This is a genomic window from Pseudomonas sp. 37 R 15 (assembly GCF_900004865.1).
GTDB classification, from domain to species: domain Bacteria; phylum Pseudomonadota; class Gammaproteobacteria; order Pseudomonadales; family Pseudomonadaceae; genus Aquipseudomonas; species Aquipseudomonas fluorescens_AM.
In genome coordinates this window covers 1-16,793 of record NZ_CVTV01000012.1, presented here as the reverse complement: position 1 = coordinate 16,793, position 16,793 = coordinate 1, and the positions used below count along the sequence as shown (strand labels likewise).

Below are 16,793 nucleotides of genomic sequence, written 5' to 3'. Positions count from 1 at the left end.
GCCGGCGCTGCCGCCGCCATCGAAGCGCGCGCCGTCACCGCCAATGACTCCGCTGCCATCGCGCGCGCCAAGGCCGAACTGGACAAACTCGACGTCGCCGAAGGCCTCGCCGAACTCGAAGGCGCCTCCGCCCGCGTCGCCGTCGACGAAAAGCGCATGATCAACTGCCGCGCCGACCTCAACCAACTCGTGCCCTTCAAGTACGACTGGGCCTGGCAAAAGTATCTCGACGGCTGCGCCAACCACTGGATGCCGCAAGAGGTCAACATGACCGCCGACATCGCCCTGTGGAAAAACCCCGAAGGCCTGACCGACGACGAACGTCGCATCGTCATGCGCAACCTCGGCTTCTTCTCCACCGCCGACTCCCTGGTCGCCAACAACCTGGTGCTGGCCGTGTACCGCCTGATCACCAACCCCGAGTGCCGCCAGTACATCCTGCGCCAGGCCTTCGAAGAAGCGATCCACACCCACGCCTACCAGTACTGCATCGAATCGTTGGCCATGGATGAAGGCGAGATCTTCAACATGTACCACGAGATTCCATCGGTCGCGAAAAAAGCCGCCTGGGGCCTGAAGTACACCCGTTCGATCTCCGATCCGAAGTTCGAAACCGGCACCGTCGACACCGACAAAGAATTGCTGCGCAACCTGGTCGCCTACTACTGCGTCCTGGAAGGCATCTTCTTCTACTGCGGCTTCACCCAGATCCTGTCCATGGGCCGCCGCAACAAAATGACCGGCGTCGCCGAGCAGTTCCAGTACATCCTGCGCGATGAATCGATGCACCTGAACTTCGGTATCGACGTGATCAACCAGATCAAAATCGAAAACCCGCACTTGTGGGATGCCGAGATGAAGGAAGAAGCAACGCAGATGATCCTGCAGGGGACGCAGCTGGAGATTGAATATGCGCGGGACACCATGCCTCGCGGTGTTCTCGGCATGAATGCGGCGATGATGGAGGACTATCTGAAGTTCATCGCGAACCGTCGTTTGTCGCAGATTGGCTTGAAGGAAGAGTACCCAGGCACGACCAACCCGTTCCCGTGGATGAGCGAGATCATGGACTTGAAGAAAGAGAAGAATTTCTTCGAAACCCGTGTGATCGAGTACCAGACTGGCGGCGCGCTGAGCTGGGATTGATCAACAGCACAGCTCCAACATGTGGGAGGGGGCTTGCTCGCGATAGCGGTGTATCAGTCACAGGTACGATAACTGAACGACTGCTATCGGCAGCAAGCCCCCTCCCACATCGGGAACGCGGTGTTCCATAAACTTCGCAAATTGCCTTTTATGCCCAATCAAACCATCAAAACGCCCTGCATAGGCCTGTGTTCCACCGTCTACGGTGACCTGGTCTGCCGGGGCTGCAAGCGTTATCACCATGAAGTGATCCAGTGGAATGGCTATAGCGCCGAGGAAAAGCACGCGGTGTGGCTGCGCCTGGAACAGTTACTGGTGCAGGTGATGAGCAGCAAGCTGGAAGTCTTCGACCCGCAGCGACTGCGCCAGCAACTGGAAGACCGCAAGATTCGCTTCATGCCGCAACAGTCGCCCTACTGCTGGGCGTACCAGCTGATTGCCCGGGGTGCTCGAGTGATGTCAAAACTGGACGCCTATGGTCTGGGGTTGCTGCCGGAATTTCGTGAGCGTCCCCTCACGGACTTGCGCGATGCCATTGACCGCGAGTTTTTCCTGCTGTCCGAGGCCCATTACGAGCGCTACATAGCCCCGGTTTTTCTACGCGAAACCTTTGGCCCAGCCCTGATCGCCACGCTCTGACGCACAATTGTGTTTAAAATGCCGCCCGCTCAACCACTGACGCTCACCGATGACCCCAGACGCACTCGCTACCCTGCACGCCCATCTGCTCACCGCCCTGGCCAGTGCGCCCGCTGAAACCCGGCGCCTGTTCCACGGCCGTGGCCGCTGCTGGCCGGGCCTTGAGCAACTGACGGTGGACTGGCTGCAAGGCGTGGTGCTGGTGGCGCTGTTCAAGGAAACCGAGCATCTGCAGGCCTTGAAGCAGCAGTTGTTGCAGATCGACTGGGCCGGTTTCGGCGCCCATACCGTAGCGCTGCAACACCGCTACCTGCCGCAAAGCACCACCGAGTGGCTGGTCGGTGACGCCCTCGACGAACTGACCATTACCGAAGGCGGCCTGCGCTACCTGATCGACCTGGGTAAAAAGCAAAACAGCGGCCTGTTCCTCGACATGCGCTACGGCCGCAACTGGGTGCGCGAGCAGGCCAAAGGCCAGCACGTGCTTAACCTGTTTGCCTACACCTGCGGGTTTTCCGTGGCCGCTATCGAAGGCGGCGCCGAGCACGTGGTGAACCTGGACATGGCCCGAGGCGCCCTGAGCCGTGGCCGCGACAACCATCGCCTCAATGGTCACGACTTGAGCAAGGTGACCTTTCTGGGCCACGACCTGTTCAAGTCCTGGGCCAAAGTCACCCACGGCGGCCCCTATGACCTGGTGATCATTGACCCGCCCTCCTTCCAGAAAGGCAGCTTCCTGCTGACCAAGGACTACCAGCGGGTGCTGCGTCGCCTGCCGGACTTGCTCACGGCCCAGGGCACGGTGCTGGCGTGCATGAACGATCCGGCCTTGGGCGAAGACTTCCTGATCGACGGCGTCACCCGCGAGGCACCGGGCCTGCGCTTTGTACAACGCCTGGAAAACCCGCCGGAATTCCCGGATATCGACCCGCAAAGTGGCTTGAAGGCCCTGGTGTTTCGCCAGGGTTGATGCCGAAACTTCCTGCGCTTGCTACGCTAGGCCCTACGCCGGGTGGTGAACCTTATCCCCGCCTTCCCGGTCGATACCTGCATTCCCCGGCCAGACTCGACGGCGTTACGCTGTCGGCTGCCCCGTTTGATCCTTTGGAGAACCGCCCGTGATATCGACCCTGCATGTAGCCAGAATCAAAGCCTGGGGCGCCCACGGCTTCACCGCCACGGGCGTGGTATTGGCATTCCTGGCCACCCTGGCGCTGCTGGAAAACTCGCCCAAGGCCTGCCTGCTGTGGCTGGGCCTGGCACTGGTGGTCGATGGCGTCGACGGTTCCCTGGCGCGACGGGTCAACGTCAGTACGGTGTTGCCCAGCTTTGACGGCTCGGTATTGGACCTGGTGATCGATTACCTCACCTACGTATTCATCCCGGCACTGTTTATCTACCGCTATATCGACCTGCCGGAATTTACCCACCTGTTTGCGGTGTCGGTGATTCTGGTGTCGTCGCTGTTCTGCTTCTGCAACGTGAACATGAAGAGCAAGGACAACTATTTCGTCGGCTTCCCGGCGGCCTGGAATGTGGTGGCCTTGTGTGTGTACATCATCCAGCCCGATGCCTGGGTCACCCTGCTGACCGTGATCGGCCTGGCGCTGCTGACCGTGACGCCGATGAAGTTCCTGCACCCGTTCCGGGTCAAGCGCTTCATGCCGATCAACATCGCGGTGACCACGATCTGGTTGCTGTGCAGCTTCCTGATGGTAGTGGATTATCCGAACACCAACCCGTGGACGTTCGGGCTATGGTCGCTGATGTCGGCGTACTTTCTGGGCATCTGCGTCTGGCGCACGGCGATGGAGTGGCTGGGCACCCATAGGTAACCTGTCACCCAGGATCAAAATGTGGGGGGGGCTTGCCCCCTCCCACATTTGGTTCTGCGTACATCCGGGGGTAAGATGGCGGCCTTCCCAGCAGCCCCGCCAACAATAAGCCCTGCCCATGCCCTTCGAACTCAGCGTTGACCTGACCACCCTCGCCATTCTCGCCGTCGTGGCCTTTGTTGCCGGTTTCATCGACGCCATCGCCGGCGGCGGCGGCCTGCTCACCACGCCCGCCCTGCTCACCGCCGGCATGCCACCGCACCTGGTGCTGGGCACCAATAAGCTCAGTTCCACCTTTGGCTCGGCCACCGCCAGCTTTACCTTCTACCGCCGCAAGCTGTTCCACCCGCGCCAATGGGTGCACGCTATCGTCGGTACGTTGATCGGCGCGCTGACCGGCGCCGTGGTCGCGCACTATTTGCCCGCCGACACCCTGAACAAGATGCTGCCGGTGATCGTGTTCGCCTGCGGGGTGTACCTGCTGTTCGGCGGCACGCCCAAGGCGCCGCTGGATGCGCAGGCACCGATCCGCAAGAAATGGCAGGCCACCCAGGGCTTCGGCCTGGGCTTCTACGATGGCGTGGCCGGGCCGGGCACCGGCGCGTTCTGGACCGTGAGCACGATGCTGCTGCACCCGATCGACCTGGTGAAGGCCAGCGGCGTGGCGCGCAGCATGAACTTCGTCAGCAACGCGGCGGCACTGACGGTGTTTATCATCAACGGCTCGGTGGACTGGATCGTCGGCCTGGCGATGGGCATCTCGGTGATGGGCGGTGCGTTCTTTGGCGCACGCAGCGCAATCAGCGGCGGCGCCAAGTTCATTCGCCCGGTGTTCATCACCGTGGTGCTCGGCCTGACAGTGCGCCTAGCCTGGCAGCACTGGTTCAGCGTGGCCTAAGCGACGGGCCACATAAAGGTCGATCAGATAACGCGCAATCGAGCGTGACGCCGGCAACGGCGGCAGCTCGTGGATATTGAACCACTGTGCGTCTTCGATCTCGTCAGCCTGGGGCACGATGTCGCCACCGGCATACTCGGCATGAAAGCCCAGCATCATCGAATGCGGGAACGGCCAGCACTGGCTGCCCATGTACTGCAGGTTCTTCACCTCCACCTGCACCTCCTCGCGCACTTCGCGGATCAGGCAGTCTTCAGCCGACTCACCCGGCTCGGCAAAGCCGGCCAGGGTGCTGTAGACCCCGCTGACAAAGCGTGGTGAGCGCGCCAGCAGAATTTCATCGCCACGGGTCACCAGCACGATCATGCTCGGCGAAATCCGTGGGTAGCTGCGCAAGTCACAGGCTTGGCAGTACATCGCCCGCTCCCGTGGCACCTGGACCATGGCCTGGCCGCAACTGCCGCAGAAGCGATGCTCACGCGCCCAGGTGCCGATCTGCGCGGCATAGCCCAGCACTTTGTACAGGGTGTGATCGCCTTGCAGCATAAAACTGCGCAGGCCTTGCCAGCTGCAGCCCGGCACCTGGGCAGCACCGTTGATTTCCAACAGGTACACCGGCTCGCCATCGAGATGCCCGATGCCGTGTTCGGCAAATACCGACAGGTCCTGGCGCTTGAGCCATTCCCGGGGAAACAGCGGCCCGTTGGCATCGTGCAAAAAGCCGTCGCGGCTGCGGGCCACGGCCCAGCCCCCGGCGGCGTCGTTGTCCAGCAGCGTTGTGGTAATCCAGCCTGGGGTCATATCAATCAATCCACGAATTCGGGTGTCTGTTTGCTCATATGGGCCGCGATGGCCACGCGCAGGTCGTTGGATTGCAACATAGCCGAGTTCCAGGTGGCAACGTATTCCAGGCCGTCATTGATGCTGTGGTCGCGCATATAGCTGATCATCGCCTTGGTGCCGGTGACGGCAATCGGTGACTTGGCGGCGATTTCATGGGCGATAGCCATGACGCCCGCCAACAGGCTTTCCGGGTCGGCATACACACGATTGACCAGGCCGATACTGCGCGCTTCTTCGGCGCCGAACTGACGACCGGTGTAGGCCAGTTCGCGCAACATGCCGTCGCCGACGATGCGCGGCAGGCGTTGCAAGGTGCCGACGTCGGCGGCCATGCCGATGTCGATTTCCTTGATCGAGAACTGCGCGTCCTCGGCGGCATAGCGCATGTCACAGGCGCTGATCAGGTCAATGGCGCCGCCGATGCAGTAGCCGTGGATCGCTGCCAGCACCGGCTTGCGGCAATTGTCGACCGCATTGAACGAGGCTTGCAGTTCAAGGATCTTGCGCCGCAGCACGCGTGCATTGCGGCCCACATCCTTGCCCAGCTCATTGGCCACCGAAGCCAGCATCATCAGGTCGATGCCGGAGGAAAAGTGCTTGCCGGCACCACTGAGCACCACCGCGCGCACGGCATCGGTGTCTTCGACCCATTGGAAGATATCGATGATTTCGCTCCAGAACGCCGCGTTCATCGCGTTGATCTTTTCCGGGCGGTTGATCTGCACATGGGCAACGTTGCCGTTGAGTTCGACGACGAAAGCTTGATATTCGGACATGGCAGTGATCCCTGACTGGCGAGTGATAAGGCCTGAACTATAACAAGGGCAGGCAACGGCGCATCGGCCAAAAGCGGGACTGGCAAAAAACCTTGCCAGGCGCCATCCTTGGCGCTTTAAGCCGCCCCACCGCGGCGTTCGACGTTTGAAGGATATGCCCCATGCACGCCCAGCCTCTCACCCCCGCCGATTTCGACCTGATCGAAGACACCCTGCTCAAGTACGGCGACGACCATTCGGTGCTGAACCTGGCTGAACTCGACGGTTATTTCACGGCATTGGTCTCCAGCCCGACGCAGGTGGATATCGCCGAGTGGTTCCCGGCGATCTGGGGCGGGCAGAACCCGGAGTGGGAAAGCCCGGAAGAAGCCGGGCAGTTCCTGGACCTGTGTGTACGCCACTTCAATACGCTGGCGGCGCAACTGGTCGGCGATTGCAGTGAGTTCAAGGCACTGTTCGATGACAAGGAACACCACGGCCAGTCCGTGACCCTCGCGGAAGAATGGTGCTTTGGCTATATCCGTGGCGCCGCCATCGGCCACTGGCCAGCGCTGCCCGCCGAACTGGCCGCGCAACTGGAGAAAATCTCCTGGTGCGCCGAGCAGGATAATTTCGACTTGCCGGCGGACCTGGATGTGCAGGCCCATCAGCAGCAGGTCAGCGAAATCGAACCGGCGGCCCGAGCGCTGCACGATTACTGGCTGAGCCAGCGCTAAATCTCGACAAGCACCGCACCTTTGGCCGATTATTCGGGTCCGCCCCGTCGGCCACTCCCTGCCACCTCGCCCTGATCAGGAGCCTTGTCCCTTGAGTTCGCAAAAAACCGTGACCGTTACACCGCCCAACTTTCCTCTCAATGGCAAGGTCGCGCCCCCCGGTTCCAAATCCATTACCAACCGCGCGCTGCTGCTGGCGGCCTTGGCCAACGGCACCAGCCGCTTGAGCGGCGCCCTGAAGAGCGACGACACCCGCCACATGTCGGTGGCCCTGCGGCAGATGGGCGTGACTATCGATGAGCCGGACGACACCACCTTCGTCGTCACCGGCCACGGCAAACTGCAATGGCCGGCGCAGCCGCTGTTCCTCGGCAATGCCGGCACCGCCATGCGCTTTCTCACCGCCGCCGTGGCGACTGTGCAAGGCACTGTGATATTGGACGGCGACGACTACATGCAAAAGCGCCCGATCGGGCCACTGCTGGCCACCCTCGGCCAGAACGGCATCCGGGTCGACAGCCCGACCGGCTGCCCACCGGTGACCGTGCACGGCGTGGGCAAGGTGCAGGCCAAACGTTTCGAGATCGATGGAGGGCTGTCCAGCCAGTATGTATCGGCGCTGCTGATGCTTGCGGCGTGCGGCGAAGCCCCGATTGAAGTCGCATTGACCGGCAAGGACATCGGCGCCCGTGGCTATGTGGACCTGACGCTCGATTGCATGCGCGCCTTCGGTGCCCAGGTTGAGGCAGTCGACGACACCACCTGGCGCGTGGCCCCGACCGGCTACACCGCCCACGATTACCTGATCGAACCCGACGCCTCCGCTGCCACCTACCTGTGGGCCGCGCAAGTGTTGACCGGTGGCCGTATCGACATCGGCGTCGCCGCCCAGGATTTCACCCAGCCGGACGCCAAGGCCCAGGCGGTGATCGCCCAGTTCCCGAACATGCAGGCCACGGTGGTGGGCTCGCAGATGCAGGACGCCATCCCGACCCTGGCGGTGCTCGCCGCCTTCAACAACAGCCCGGTGCGCTTCACTGAACTGGCCAATCTGCGCGTCAAGGAATGTGACCGGGTGCAGGCGCTGCATGACGGCCTCAATGCAATCCGTTCGGGCCTGGCGACCATCGAGGGCGATGATCTGCTGGTGGCTGCCGACCCGACCTTGGCCGGCACGTCGTGCAACGCATCGATCGACACCCATGCCGACCACCGCATCGCCATGTGCTTTGCCCTGGCCGGGCTGAAAATCTCGGGCATTCGGATTCAAGACCCGGACTGCGTGGCCAAGACCTATCCTGGCTACTGGAAGGCCCTGGGCAGCCTGGGCGTGACGCTCAGCTACTAAGGCCACGGCGCAGGCTACGGGAGGGCACGCACATGACCATTCGCCAACCCTGCCCTCCCGGTGCCTGCGTCTGCGAGCGCGAACGCTTGCTGGAGGCGCCCGGCGCCGACCTGCGGATTCTCAACCTGACACGCCAGGAAGAAAAACGCCTGCTCGAGCGCCTGGAAAACCTCAAAAGCCTGCAGGACCTGGAGCATATGCAGCAGCGCATGTTCGAACAATTGGGCATCCGCCTGCATATCGCGCCGGGCCACACCGAGGTCAAGAGCATGCGCGGGATCCAGATCGTCATCGACGAGCTGCCCGGCCTGTGTCGCAAGACCCGGCAATCGATCCCGGCGGCGATTCGTCGCGGCATGGAGAGGCAGCCCGAAATTGCCTACCGTTTGCTGGACGCCCACGACCTGTTCCGCGACGCTTGAATCACCCGGCTGCTGTCTCACGCTCAAACAGCCCCTGCCCGACCGTCCTGGCCTTGTGCAAATGCGCATGGGCACTGTCGCCTTCCGACTCCAGCAGCAGCTGCGAGGTCAGCACCTGGGCGCCGCAATAGTCAAAGATCCCGTAATCGATCTGCGTGCGCATGGCCTTGGCATAACCGTGCCGGTCGAAGGCGCTTGCATCCGCAGCGCCCAGGGCCAGCAGATGCACGTTCAAGTGCCGCAGCTTCTTGGTCACCGGTAGATCGGGGCCGTAATCGATCGCCCAGCCGTTGACGAAGACACGGTCGATCCAGCCCTTGAGCAACGCCGGCATGGACCACCAGTAGATCGGGAACACCACCACCAAAGCGTCGGCGCGGTCGATGCGTGCTTGTTCGGCGAGCACGTCCGTCGGCGGCGTTGCACCGCTGCGGTGTACCCGGTGGTCGGCGGCGGTGTAGCGAGGGTCGAAGCCTTCGGCGGCGAGATCGGCGATTTCAAAGCTGTGGCCGCTGGCGCTCAAACCGGCGCCGACCTGCTCGGCCACGCTGCGGGTAAGGGATTGCGGGTCGTGATGAGCCACAACGATAAGTGCGTGCATGACATGACATCCTTTTGGGCTTAAGCTACTTTTAGTAAGTTAACGCCCGTAAGTTACTTTTGGTATATAAGCATGTCAAGCAAACAATCCCCTGCCCCGCGTCGGCGTCTTTCCCGTGAAGAGCGTCTGCGTCAATTATTGGAAACCGCTTGGCACCTGGTGCGCGAAGAAGGCACTGATGCCCTGACCCTGGGCCGCCTGGCCGAGCTGGCCGGGGTGACCAAACCGGTGGTCTACGACCATTTCGTCACGCGGTCAGGCTTGCTGGCGGCGCTGTATGAAGATTTCGATGGGCGCCAGAACCAGGTATTTGTCGACGCCATCGATGCCAGCAGTGCAACACTTGAAGACCGTGCAGGGGTGATCGCGTCGTCCTATGTCGATTGCGTGCTGCTGCAGGGTCGCGAGATTCCGGGGGTGACGGCGGCACTGAGTGGTTCACCGGAGCTGGAGGCGCTCAAGCGCAAGTACGAGGCGATCTTCCTCGACAAATGCCGCGATGCCCTTGCGCCATTCGCGCCGGGTGGCAGGCTTTCCCAGGCCGGTCTGCGCGCCATGCTGGGCGCTGCCGAAGCCTTGTCGCACGCAGCCGCCAGCGCAGAGATCAGCCGCGAAGAAGCGCAGCAGGAATTGCTGGCGACCATACTGGCGATGGTCAAGCGCGGCGTCTCGGAGGCCGGATGAGGCCTATCTGATAAAGGAAAATCAATTGTGGGAGGGGGCTTGCCCCCGATGAGAGAGTGCCAGTGAATGCATCTACAGCTGACACACCCTCATCGGGGGCAAGCCCCCTCCCACAGTTTTAATCCCCAGTGTTTGAAGCTTAGGTCAGGCGTTGATCGACAAACACCCGCACCTTGCGCGTCAGTTGATCCAGATGCCGATCGCGCTGCTTTTCCGCATCCACCATGGCACGCTTGCCGTGCTTTTGCAGCAGGTAGGTATGGATCTGCCGCACTTCCAGCGAGCTGTAGACAGCGGCCACGTCCAGCACACCCATCAGCCCATCGGTGCCGTAGTCCCGCGTATTCATCAGCACTTGCGTGCCGCGCGCGCCGCGCACCCTGAAGCCCATGGCTTCGAATGCCGGGACCTTCTCGACCGAACACGCCAGTTGGGCATGGGGATAGCGCGCCAACACGTCATCGAGCATGGCCCGGGCCACACCCTGACGCCTGGAACCGGCGTGCACGGCCATAAAGGCCACGCCACAGGCTTGAGGATCGCCCTTCACCGGCAGGTACAGGCAGAAGCCGACGACGGTCTCATCCTGCAGCGCCACGACCAGCTCAACACGGATGCCTTTCGAGCCGTCCAACGCCTCGAGGTACAGGTGCACCTCAAAACCGATGGCGTACTGGTAGATGTTATAGAGCAGGTTACTGGGCGCCAGCGCCACGCTGCTGATGTCGGTGAGGTTGTCGACCGCCAACTGCAGAATCTGGCTGTTGATCGGTTCGGGACAGGGCGTGGTGTAGCGGGTAAGGCTGAACATGCAGATTCCTGGGGTTTCACGTCGAGGCAGTGGCAATTGTACCTGTTGCGCGCCGTGTAGCCGGAGTGCTCGACAGCCGACACTCAACAATTGAGTGAAAAAAGTTCGGACCAACGGGTGCATGCAGGCCCCTGGATCGCGCATCATGGGCACTTTCAAGCTCAAGGATAACGTCCATGCGCGTTCTGTCATTGATGATGGGTCTTACGACGCTGGCCGCCAGTACGGTGTTCTGCGCCAGCGCGATGGCGAATGAAGAAAGTCAGTTGGTGCAACAGATCAACCAGTACCGCAGCCAGGTGCAGCGCTGCGGCGACCAGGGTTCCCAGGAGTTGCCGCCGCTGGCCAGTGATACACGGCTGGTGCTGCCGGCCTCCAATGTCGGCGATTTGCAGCAGTCGCTGGCGCGGGCCGCGTACCCGATGGTCAACGTGCAGGCCATCAGCCTGTCCGGGCCCAAGGACGCCGAGGCCGCCATGAAAGCGGTGCGTGAGAGCTTCTGTCGCGTGGTGCTCGACCCGCAATTCGTCGATATCGGCGTGAGCAACAACGGCCAGGACTGGCGCATCGTCCTGGCGCGCCCGCTGCTGACCAGTGGCCTGGGCGACTGGCAGACCGAAGGCCGCAAACTGCTCGACCTGATCAACGCCGCCCGCGCCCAGCCGCGCGAGTGCGGCACCCAGGCGTTCACGGCGACCACGCCGCTGTCGTGGAACGACGACCTGGCCAACGCCGCCAACAGCCATACGCGCAACATGGCCAACGGCAACTTTTTCGATCACCTCGACCACGATGGCCGTACCCCCGGCGACCGCGCCGAGCTGGCCGGCTATGTCGGGAAAAATATCGGCGAAAACATCGCCGCCGGCCTCGATACGCCGCGCAAGGTGCTCGACGGTTGGCTCGCCAGCCCCGGTCATTGCGCCAACCTGATGAACCCGCAGTTTCGCGATTTGGGTGCGGCCTACGCGATGGACCCGAAAAGCGATGCGGGCATCTATTGGACGGGGCTGTTCGGCACACAATAAAGCCTGTGGCCGAGCCGCCAAATGAGCAATAAAATCAATGTGCTATCCGGGAGAGCAACGTGCTGAACTGATTGCGGTCATACCGGTCTGTAGCTAGGCAGTCTGACCTCTTCAAGGCTTAACTACGCGTAGCGAAAAAGGTGTGAACCCAATGATGAATTGGCTGCAAGGCAGCAGCGAAATGGCAGAGCGGGTTCGTCGGCATGATTGGGCCAATTCGCCCCTGGGGCCACTTGAACACTGGCCGGACGTGTTGAAGACCACCATTGCGCTGTGCTTCGCCTCCAGCTTCCCCCAGGCCATCGTCTGGGGGCCGCAGCTGATCACGCTCTACAACGACGCCTTCGTGCCGATCCTGGGTAACAAGCCTGATGCCCTGGGCCGCCCGTTCAACGACGTGTGGCACGAAGTCTGGGATAACATCAGCCCTATCGCCGACACCGCGTTCGCCGGTCAGGCCACCTATATCGAAGACTTTCCGCTGTTGATCCAGCGCGGCGAGGCCCCTGAACAAGCGTATTTCACCTTTTGCTACAGCCCGATTCGGGATGCCCAGGGTCGGGTGGTCGGGTTGCTCGATACCGTCACGGAAACCACTGCCACGGTGTTTCTCGCCCGGCGCCTGGCGGTGCTGGAGGCGATCGGCAGCAGCGTCGCCACTGCAACCGACGCGGAAGCCATCATGAATTCGACCACCCGCTTGTTGGCCAAACACCTGCAGGTGTCGATTTGTGCCTACGCCGACATGGAAGACGATCAGGACGGCTTTACCATTCGCGGGGACTGGTCGGCGCAAGGCTCGCCGAGCATCGTCGGCCGTTACAGCCTGGCCGCGTTCGGTGAACGCGCGATGACCTGCCTGCGGGCCGGCGAGCCTCTGGTGATCCGCAATAACGTGCTCGAATTGCCGGCCCATGACGCCGCGCATTTCCAGGCGCTCGGCGTGACGGCGACCCTCTGCATGCCCCTGATCAAGGACGGCCGCCTCACCGCATTGATGGCCGTGCACGACAGACAACCGCGCTACTGGTCCCCCTATGACCTGGCGCTCCTGGGCGAAGTCACCGAACGTTCCTGGGCGCATATCGAACGCGTACGCGCCGATGCCGCGGTGCGTGCGGGCCTGGCGGCCTATACCGAACTCAATGCGACCCTTGAGCAGCGCGTGGAAGAACGCACCCGCGCCCTCGCCCAGGCCGAAGCCGCGCTGCGCCAGTCACAAAAGCTTGAGGCCATCGGCCAGCTCACCGGCGGCGTCGCCCATGATTTCAACAACCTGCTGACGATCATCCGCTCCTCCGTGGATTTCCTGCGCCAGCCGGGGCTGTCGGAAGAACGCCGGCAACGTTACATGTGGGCGGTGTCCGATACCGTCGAGCGAGCCAGCAAGCTCACCAGCCAACTGCTCGCCTTTGCCCGCCGCCAGCCGCTGAATCCGCAGGTGTTCGATGTCAGCCAACGGGTGCGCAACATCGGTGACATGCTCGAAAGCGTCACCGGCGCACGCATTCAAGTGCAGGTGCAATTGCCCGATCAGCCATGCTTTGCACGCATCGATCCCAGCCAGTTCGAAACCGCCTTGATCAACATTGCCCTCAATGCCCGCGACGCGATGGACGGCCAGGGTACCCTGACCATCAAGGTCGTCGGGCAGCAGCCACTGCCGCGCATCCGCGGTGACGCCGGGTCGCGCCAGCCCCACCTCTGCATTTCCCTGGCCGACACCGGCAGCGGTATAGGCGGCGATACCTTCGAGCGCATTTTCGAGCCGTTCTTCACCACCAAGGCCGTGGGCAAGGGCACCGGGCTGGGTTTGTCACAAGTTTTCGGCTTTGCCAAGCAATCGGGCGGCAATATCGATGTGGCCAGTACCCTCGGGCAGGGCACGGTGTTCACCCTGTACCTGCCCCAGGTGGAAGGCGAAGTCGCACCGCCGCAGGCCGAACATCCAGCGCTGCTGCCACTGCTGGACGCTACCCAACGGCATGTGCTGATCGTCGAAGACAACCTTGAGGTGGGGCGTTTCGCCAGCCAGATCCTCAAGGACCTGGGTTATCAGACCACCTGGGCGACCAGCGCCGAACAGGCGCTGACACTGGCCGGCAAAGACGCCGAAGCCTTTGACGCGATTTTTTCGGACGTGGTGATGCCAGGGATGACCGGTGTCGCCATGGCCAGGCTGATGCGTCAGCGCCGTGCGGACCTGCCGGTGGTGCTCGTGTCGGGCTACAGCGAGGAACTGGCGGACAGTGGCTACGAAGGCTTTGAGTTCCTCGCCAAACCCTACTCCGCCGAACAGGTTGCGCGCGCGTTGGCCAGGGCCATGACCAAGGATCAGCCCGCCACGGCGACCTGATTGCGACCCAGCGCCTTGGCCCGGTACAGCGCCTTGTCGGCGCTATCCATCAAGCCATTGAGGTCCAGCGGCTGGGCGTGGGTCGAGGCAAGCCCCAGGCTGGCGCTCAGCCCCTGCACCGGGTCGGCCCGCAGGGCGCCAATGGCCTGGACCAATTGCTCTGCAATGCCGCGCGCGGTCTCCAGCGACGTATTGGGCAGCAATATCGCGAATTCTTCGCCCCCGAGGCGACCGGACACATCGACCTGGCGAAACGAGGCGCTGATCACGCCGCCAATCTGGCGCAACACCTGATCACCGGTCTGATGACCGTAGGTGTCATTGATGCTTTTGAAGTGATCCAGGTCCAACATCAGCGCGCACAACGGCTGCTGCTCGCGGTGGCACTGGGCGTACAGCGCCTGGGCACGCTCGAAGAATGCACGCCGGTTCATCAACCCGGTCAGTTCATCGGTCTGCGCAGCGTGGGTTGAAAGGGTGTGAGCACGTTCCATCTGGCGCGTCAGGCGAAAGGCTTTTTCCAGGGCATCGGAGAGTTTGCGTGTGGCGCCCACTACAAAGGAGGAAAACACCAATACCGCCAGCGCTACGCCCACCTGCATCGGCGACGGCTGGAACAAAAGCCACAGGGTACAAGGCAACAGCACCAGGCCCATGGACCCCATCGACATAGCGCGATAAGCCGAATAGCACGACACCGCGCTGACCGACATGCCCACGGCAAACAGCATGACCAGCACTTGGGACAGGCGGTCATCGACCGGCATCACCGCCAGCGCCCCGCCGCCCCAGATCCCCGCCGACAGCATCAGGGTCAGCCAGTAACGACGCTCCCAGCGCGCGGGCGTGCGTTCGCTGTTGGGGCAGCGGAACCACCCGAGGAACAGCTGCACGCGCAACAGCGAAGAACCCGCCAGCAGTACCAGCCAGACCACGATGACCTGGTGATCGAAGCGATCCCAGCACAGCCAGCAGAGCATGATGGCGGCCAGGTAGCTGCCAAAGATGGCCGAAAACGACTGGCGAAACAGCTGATGCAAACGGTCGGTTCGCACCTGCTCTTCGATAATGCGATCCGGGTCTTGCCCATGCCCAAGGCTATGCATGCGATTCGCCTGTTTGGCTGCTGCGACAGAGGCGCCATTGTGGCACCCTGCCAGTAGCCCGGACAACAGGATCCTGCGCGCTAGAGCGTTTAACCCTTCTGAGCAGATGCACTGCAATCGAAATGTGGGAGGGGGCTTGCCCCCGATGGCGGTCTCTGGGCCGACCAGGATGCTGGATTGGACCGAGTACATATCCGTTTCTTCGGTCACGGCCACTTAGGGTTCCGCCCTGACGGCGGCTCACTTTTGAAAAGCGCAAAAGTAAGCAAAACGCTCTTGCCGGTATGACTCACCCACATGGGTTACAAATCAGTTCACGCACATAGGTAACAGTTTTTAACTGGCAGGGTCGATTTCGCGAGGATCTGACCATGCCCTGGAAAGAGCTGAAACCTATGGACCTTAAAGTAATGTTCATTGCCGATTACCTGTCCCAGAAGCACAGCCTTAGCCAGCTGTGCCGGGACTATGAGGTCAGCCGCAAGACTGGGTATAAGTGGATCAGGCGTTACGAGGCAGAGGGCCCGAGTGGGCTTGATGAACGTAGCCGCTGCCGCCACAACCAAACCTACGTGGTGCCCTTGGCTGTGAAACAGGCAATCGTTGAATTTCGCTTAAGTGGCGAGACGATCCCCGGCCCGAAAAAGATTCAGAATAGCCTCATGCAGCGTTTCCCAGATCAGGATCCGCCCTCGAAGACGACCATTTACAACATTCTCAAGGCAGCTGATTTGATTACCCCCAAGCCATTGCGCCGACGGGTGGCTGTGTATCCCAAGCCTTTACGCAAGGCAGAAAATCCCAACCAGTTGTTCAGCGCTGATTACAAGGGCCAATACCTGACCGGAGCAGGGATTTGGTGTTATCCGCTGACGATCATGGATCATGCCAGCCGGTTTTTGCTGGCGTGCCAGAGCATGAGCAGCACCAATCTGAAGGAAACCCAGCAAACCTTCGAAAGGGTTTTTCGCGAATACGGCCTGCCAGAGCGTATTCGTACTGACAATGGGATACCGTTTGCCAGCACCAGTCGTGCAGGGCTGTCACAGCTGTCGATTTGGTGGATGAGACTTGGGATCATTCCTGAGAGGATCGAGCCAGGTCGCCCAGATCAGAATGGGCGGCATGAGCGCATGCACCGGACGCTGAAAAGTACATTACCTCACCCGTCGGCAATTGCGTGGGAAGCCCAGCAGCGACACTTTGATCGCTTCCTGCAGCACTACAATTACGAGCGTGGACATGAGGCGCTTGGCCAGAAAACGCCTGCTGCTTGCTATACGCCTTCAACTCGAATGTACCCAGAGACGCTACCGGAAATGATCTATGCGAGTCATATTGAGAGTTACCTGGCCGACAGTAGCGGAATCATCAATCGAGGAGGCATGCGGGTTTATGTTGGCAATCTACTTTGTCACCAGACCATCGGAATGGAGATGATCGGTGATGGGGTATGGAATGTAATCTTCGGTCCTGTGATCTTGGGCCATGTGAATGCGAGAGATGCAAAGAACGGTTATGTCTCAATCAAAGTGTCACCTATGTGAGTGCACTTTTTTGTAACCCATGTGGTTGACCCGTACA

The 16,793-nt window shown here is 61.5% G+C and carries 17 protein-coding genes; 12 read left to right on the top strand and 5 right to left on the bottom strand.

Features of this window, described 5'->3' with window-relative positions:
- The 5 genes from BFQ04_RS03100 to BFQ04_RS03080 form a co-directional block, all read left to right on the top strand.
- Positions 1-1,146, top strand: a 1,146-nt coding sequence (locus BFQ04_RS03100) for a ribonucleotide-diphosphate reductase subunit beta (RefSeq protein WP_065949447.1), incomplete at its 5' end; no start/stop codon positions are given.
- Between the two features lie 150 nt (positions 1,147-1,296).
- Positions 1,297-1,785 carry a DUF1289 domain-containing protein gene (locus BFQ04_RS03095; RefSeq protein ID WP_065949541.1) on the top strand — a complete coding sequence of 163 codons (489 nt, stop codon included), beginning with the start codon at positions 1,297-1,299 and terminating at the stop codon, positions 1,783-1,785.
- 49 nt (positions 1,786-1,834) lie between these two features.
- Positions 1,835-2,755, top strand: a complete 921-nt coding sequence (locus tag BFQ04_RS03090; protein WP_065949540.1) for a class I SAM-dependent methyltransferase — start codon at positions 1,835-1,837, stop codon at positions 2,753-2,755.
- A 148-nt stretch (positions 2,756-2,903) separates the two neighbouring features.
- Positions 2,904-3,620, top strand: a complete 717-nt coding sequence (gene pcsA, locus BFQ04_RS03085; protein WP_065949539.1) for a phosphatidylcholine synthase — start codon at positions 2,904-2,906, stop codon at positions 3,618-3,620.
- Between the two features lie 118 nt (positions 3,621-3,738).
- Positions 3,739-4,518 carry a TSUP family transporter gene (locus BFQ04_RS03080; RefSeq protein WP_065949538.1) on the top strand — a complete coding sequence of 260 codons (780 nt, stop codon included), beginning with the start codon at positions 3,739-3,741 and terminating at the stop codon, positions 4,516-4,518.
- On the opposite strand, the gene nudC is transcribed toward BFQ04_RS03080, so the two are convergent.
- Together nudC and BFQ04_RS03070 are read right to left on the bottom strand one after the other, a co-directional pair.
- Positions 4,486-5,319, bottom strand: coding sequence for an NAD(+) diphosphatase (gene nudC / locus BFQ04_RS03075; protein WP_065949537.1), 834 nt, complete (start codon positions 5,317-5,319; stop codon positions 4,486-4,488). The genes BFQ04_RS03080 and nudC overlap by 33 nt on opposite strands.
- Positions 5,320-5,324: 5 nt before the next feature.
- Positions 5,325-6,137 (bottom strand): crotonase/enoyl-CoA hydratase family protein, encoded by an 813-nt coding sequence (locus BFQ04_RS03070; RefSeq protein ID WP_065949536.1) that lies wholly within the window; start codon positions 6,135-6,137, stop codon positions 5,325-5,327.
- Positions 6,138-6,298: 161 nt separating this feature from the next.
- On the opposite strand from BFQ04_RS03070, the gene BFQ04_RS03065 reads away from it, so the two are divergent.
- The 3 genes from BFQ04_RS03065 to BFQ04_RS03055 all read left to right on the top strand — a co-directional run bounded on the left by BFQ04_RS03065 (position 6,299) and on the right by BFQ04_RS03055 (position 8,623).
- Entirely contained in the window at positions 6,299-6,853 is a 555-nt protein-coding gene (locus BFQ04_RS03065; protein WP_065949535.1) for a UPF0149 family protein, read from the top strand.
- A 91-nt stretch (positions 6,854-6,944) separates the two neighbouring features.
- Positions 6,945-8,201 carry a 3-phosphoshikimate 1-carboxyvinyltransferase gene (locus tag BFQ04_RS03060; RefSeq protein WP_065949534.1) on the top strand — a complete coding sequence of 419 codons (1,257 nt, stop codon included), beginning with the start codon at positions 6,945-6,947 and terminating at the stop codon, positions 8,199-8,201.
- A 32-nt stretch (positions 8,202-8,233) separates the two neighbouring features.
- On the top strand, positions 8,234-8,623 hold the full coding sequence (locus tag BFQ04_RS03055; RefSeq protein ID WP_065949533.1) for a hypothetical protein: 390 nt from the start codon (positions 8,234-8,236) through the stop codon (positions 8,621-8,623).
- 1 nt (position 8,624) lies between these two features.
- Here BFQ04_RS03055 and BFQ04_RS03050 read toward each other — a convergent pair whose 3' ends face one another.
- Positions 8,625-9,224, bottom strand: a complete 600-nt coding sequence (locus tag BFQ04_RS03050) for an NAD(P)H-dependent oxidoreductase (RefSeq protein ID WP_065949532.1) — start codon at positions 9,222-9,224, stop codon at positions 8,625-8,627.
- Between the two features lie 72 nt (positions 9,225-9,296).
- Here BFQ04_RS03050 and BFQ04_RS03045 point away from each other — a divergent pair, with 72 nt between their 5' ends.
- Complete coding sequence (locus BFQ04_RS03045; protein ID WP_065949531.1) at positions 9,297-9,908, top strand: TetR/AcrR family transcriptional regulator; 612 nt, start codon at positions 9,297-9,299, stop codon at positions 9,906-9,908.
- Positions 9,909-10,047: 139 nt separating this feature from the next.
- On the opposite strand, the gene BFQ04_RS03040 is transcribed toward BFQ04_RS03045, so the two are convergent.
- Positions 10,048-10,719: a GNAT family N-acetyltransferase gene (locus BFQ04_RS03040; RefSeq protein ID WP_065949530.1), complete on the bottom strand. Its 672-nt coding sequence runs from the start codon at positions 10,717-10,719 to the stop codon at positions 10,048-10,050.
- Between the two features lie 176 nt (positions 10,720-10,895).
- On the opposite strand from BFQ04_RS03040, the gene BFQ04_RS03035 reads away from it, so the two are divergent.
- Positions 10,896-11,747, top strand: a complete 852-nt coding sequence (locus BFQ04_RS03035; protein ID WP_065949529.1) for a CAP domain-containing protein — start codon at positions 10,896-10,898, stop codon at positions 11,745-11,747.
- Between the two features lie 151 nt (positions 11,748-11,898).
- Positions 11,899-14,103: a GAF domain-containing protein gene (locus tag BFQ04_RS03030; RefSeq protein ID WP_065949528.1), complete on the top strand. Its 2,205-nt coding sequence runs from the start codon at positions 11,899-11,901 to the stop codon at positions 14,101-14,103.
- Here the strand turns inward: BFQ04_RS03030 and BFQ04_RS03025 are convergent.
- Complete coding sequence (locus BFQ04_RS03025; RefSeq protein ID WP_065949527.1) at positions 14,082-15,209, bottom strand: GGDEF domain-containing protein; 1,128 nt, start codon at positions 15,207-15,209, stop codon at positions 14,082-14,084. The two genes, BFQ04_RS03030 and BFQ04_RS03025, sit on opposite strands and share 22 nt — an antisense overlap.
- 371 nt (positions 15,210-15,580) lie before the next feature.
- Here BFQ04_RS03025 and BFQ04_RS03020 point away from each other — a divergent pair, with 371 nt between their 5' ends.
- A complete protein-coding gene (locus tag BFQ04_RS03020; RefSeq protein WP_065949219.1) occupies positions 15,581-16,756 on the top strand; it encodes an integrase core domain-containing protein in 1,176 nt (391 codons plus the stop codon).
- Positions 16,757-16,793: the final 37 nt, after the last annotated feature.

Excerpts from the sequence above, each read along its gene's own strand:
- BFQ04_RS03095 (WP_065949541.1), top strand. The coding sequence starts at position 1,297 with ATGCCCAATCAAACCATCAAAACGCCCTGCATAGGCCTGTGTTCCACC.
- BFQ04_RS03090 (WP_065949540.1), top strand. The coding sequence starts at position 1,835 with ATGACCCCAGACGCACTCGCTACCCTGCACGCCCATCTGCTCACCGCC.
- BFQ04_RS03080 (WP_065949538.1), top strand. The coding sequence starts at position 3,739 with ATGCCCTTCGAACTCAGCGTTGACCTGACCACCCTCGCCATTCTCGCC.
- nudC (WP_065949537.1), bottom strand. The coding sequence starts at position 5,319 with ATGACCCCAGGCTGGATTACCACAACGCTGCTGGACAACGACGCCGCC.
- BFQ04_RS03070 (WP_065949536.1), bottom strand. The coding sequence starts at position 6,137 with ATGTCCGAATATCAAGCTTTCGTCGTCGAACTCAACGGCAACGTTGCC.
- BFQ04_RS03065 (WP_065949535.1), top strand. The coding sequence starts at position 6,299 with ATGCACGCCCAGCCTCTCACCCCCGCCGATTTCGACCTGATCGAAGAC.
- BFQ04_RS03055 (WP_065949533.1), top strand. The coding sequence starts at position 8,234 with ATGACCATTCGCCAACCCTGCCCTCCCGGTGCCTGCGTCTGCGAGCGC.
- BFQ04_RS03050 (WP_065949532.1), bottom strand. The coding sequence starts at position 9,224 with ATGCACGCACTTATCGTTGTGGCTCATCACGACCCGCAATCCCTTACC.
- BFQ04_RS03045 (WP_065949531.1), top strand. The coding sequence starts at position 9,297 with ATGTCAAGCAAACAATCCCCTGCCCCGCGTCGGCGTCTTTCCCGTGAA.
- BFQ04_RS03040 (WP_065949530.1), bottom strand. The coding sequence starts at position 10,719 with ATGTTCAGCCTTACCCGCTACACCACGCCCTGTCCCGAACCGATCAAC.
- BFQ04_RS03035 (WP_065949529.1), top strand. The coding sequence starts at position 10,896 with ATGCGCGTTCTGTCATTGATGATGGGTCTTACGACGCTGGCCGCCAGT.
- BFQ04_RS03030 (WP_065949528.1), top strand. The coding sequence starts at position 11,899 with ATGATGAATTGGCTGCAAGGCAGCAGCGAAATGGCAGAGCGGGTTCGT.
- BFQ04_RS03025 (WP_065949527.1), bottom strand. The coding sequence starts at position 15,209 with ATGCATAGCCTTGGGCATGGGCAAGACCCGGATCGCATTATCGAAGAG.
- BFQ04_RS03020 (WP_065949219.1), top strand. The coding sequence starts at position 15,581 with ATGCCCTGGAAAGAGCTGAAACCTATGGACCTTAAAGTAATGTTCATT.